Annotated in this window: 2 protein-coding genes; both read left to right on the forward strand. The window is 60.1% G+C overall.

The features are described from left to right. The first annotated feature begins 70 nt into the window (after positions 1 to 70). Positions 71 to 1,246 carry a glycosyltransferase gene (locus G7A99_RS17935; protein WP_163142733.1) on the forward strand — a complete coding sequence of 392 codons (1,176 nt, stop codon included), beginning with the start codon at positions 71 to 73 and terminating at the stop codon, positions 1,244 to 1,246. Further along, positions 1,243 to 2,592: an O-antigen ligase gene (locus tag G7A99_RS17940; protein ID WP_163142736.1), complete on the forward strand. Its 1,350-nt coding sequence runs from the start codon at positions 1,243 to 1,245 to the stop codon at positions 2,590 to 2,592. Before G7A99_RS17935 ends, G7A99_RS17940 begins: the two co-directional genes overlap by 4 nt. Positions 2,593 to 2,609 lie beyond the last annotated feature (17 nt).

Below are 2,609 nucleotides of genomic sequence, written 5' to 3' on the forward strand. Positions count from 1 at the left end.
ACGTGAACCGCCTCGAGGACCTGGGCCCGTTTCTCCACGAATGCCGTTACTACCTGCGGGGTGGGGCGAAATGACGGCCAACGCCACGATCGGTGTACTGCACACCATCGATACCACCGGTCCGGGTGGGGCCGAGACGGTGTTCCGGGAGGTGGCCCGCCGGCTGGACCCGGCGCGGTTCCGCTCGGTGGTCGCTATCCCTGGAGAAGGCTGGCTCGCGCAGGACCTGCGGGCCCATGGCCTGCATCCCGAGTGGCTCCGCGACGCCCGCCGGGGCTGGAGCTTACGTTACCTCACGGATCTTGTGCGTCTGGTCCGACGGCAACGCATCGACGTCATCCATGCCCATCTATTCGGCGCGAGCGTGTACGCCAGCGTCGCCGGGTTGCTCACTCGTCGACCTGTTGTTGCCACGTTCCACGGTGACGTGGATATTGACCCGGAAGATCGTGCCATCGGCGCGAAGTTCGCGTTGATCCGCGCAGCGGTCCCATACACGGTTTGCGTCTCGGAGCGACTGCGTAGCTCGTTGACGGCACCTGGCCGAATTCCCGCCGGGCGTTGCATGCGGATTCCCAATGGCGTGGACGTCGATCGCTACGCTGCGGCGACCACTCTGAAGCGGCAGCGAGGCCATAGCGCGGACGGCACCGTGGTCATCGGTGCGCTTGGCAACATCCGCCCTGCCAAGGATTACGGCGGATTGCTCCGTGCCATTGCCATTCTGGCTGCGCGGACCGACGGGCCAAGGTTCCGCCTGGTGATCGCCGGGCAGCCGGATCGAGCCGGGCTGTATGAGTCGCTGCTTGCCGAGCGCGCCGCGTTGGGTCTCGATGACCGGGTGTCATTTATCGGCCACTGCGCTGATGTACCCGAATTCCTCGCCGGCCTGGACCTATTTGTTATGGGGTCTGTGAGCGAGGGGTTGCCAGTGGCCGTACTCGAGGCGATGGCCTCGGGAGTGCCGGTCGTGGCGACGCGTTGCGGCGGTCCGGAGGAAGCGCTCCGCGACCGAGAGAGCGGTGTGCTGGTTCCGCCCAGGGACCCGGCTGCCCTCGCCGGTGCGATCGTCTGGCTTGCAGACGAGCCCGAGCGCGCACGGGCGTTGGCCGGGCAGGCACTGGCGGACGTACATGCACGCTTCTCCATGGAAGCGATGGTCGGGGCGTACGAGGGGCTCTACGAACAGCTTGCCGCACGCGCCGGCCGTGACGATGCTCCGGCACGGATGAGGTGGACGCCATGAGTCGCGTGCGGCGCAGCGAGATGGCTAGCCTCATTCAGTTGCAGCCTGGGGCGGTCATGCGGGTTCTCGCCGGCGAAGGGCCCGCGTTCGCACTGCTGTGTTTATACCTGTTCATTGAGTACGTGCGGCCCCAGAGCATCTACCCCGCTATCGACATCCTGCCTTACGCGCAGCTCAGCATCCTTGCTGCCCTCGGTGCGCGCCTCCTTACCCGCGAGCGAATCGACGTGGCCAGTCCTACGACCTTCTGGCTTGTGGCTTTCCTGGCCGTCCTTCAGGTCTCTTGGTGGAACGCCTATAACCCAGCCCTGTCGGGCGAGCGCGTTACAACGCACGTGGTGTGGGTGGTCGTATATTTCTTGATTGTCTCCACGGTCAATACTCGTGAACGCTTTTTCGTATTCCTCCTCCTTTACCTGCTATGGAATCTAAAGATGTCGCAGCACGGGGTCCGAGCATGGGCCGCTCGGGGATTCGGCTATGACCGTTGGGGCGTTTCCGGAGGACCTGGATGGTTTGACAACGCCGGCGATCTCGGTGTGGAGATGTGCATATTTCTTCCTGTTGCGTTTTGCTTTTTTCTTTTTTTAAAGAAACGTTGCTCCCGTTGGAAGCAAACGGCCTTGGCTATGGTTCCGATGTCGGCAGCTTTGACGATTTTGGCGACGAATTCTCGTGGGGCTCTCGTCGGGATGGCTGCGATTGTTTTATGGGTTGGTTTGGCGAGCCGCAAACGGTTCAGGTTTGTTGTGTTGGCGATTATGGTTTCGATTGCCGCTTATGCAATTATTCCTGAGAAGCAGATTTCTCGAATTGAAGCGTCTGGAGAAGACGAAACGTCAAATAATAGGATCCTGCGTTGGGGGGTGGGGATTGAAATTATGATGGACAAGCCTTGGACTGGTGTTGGGCCGGCTAATTGGGTAATTTATTATCCTACGCATTATCCTCCTGAAAAAGGGCTTGAAATGTATGGGTTACAACATAGCATGTATATCGATGCGGCTAGCGAGTATGGGGTTCCTGGGGTCGTGGTGTTGTTTGGTATTATTTTTTCTGCGTTCATGGCTAACGCAAAAACAAGGAATCTGGGCAGGGCGTTGGGTGATGAGTTTTTTGTGTTTTTTTCTTTGGGTCTAGATGCCGCATTAGTCGGGCTCTTGGTGTCTGCAGCTTTTGTTTCCGTTTTTAATTATCCTTTTCTTTGGGTTCATGTTGCGTTCATCGTGGCCCTGAACAAGGTGGCGGCCGCGGCGTACGTCCGCCACGAGGCGACGGCACCGGCTGTTGCCGGTGCGGTGACCCAGGCGCTGACCACGGGAGGTCGGACATGGCGACGGGCATGACGGTAGCTGTCTGGGAC

It is taken from the genome of Arhodomonas sp. KWT (genome assembly GCF_010993615.1).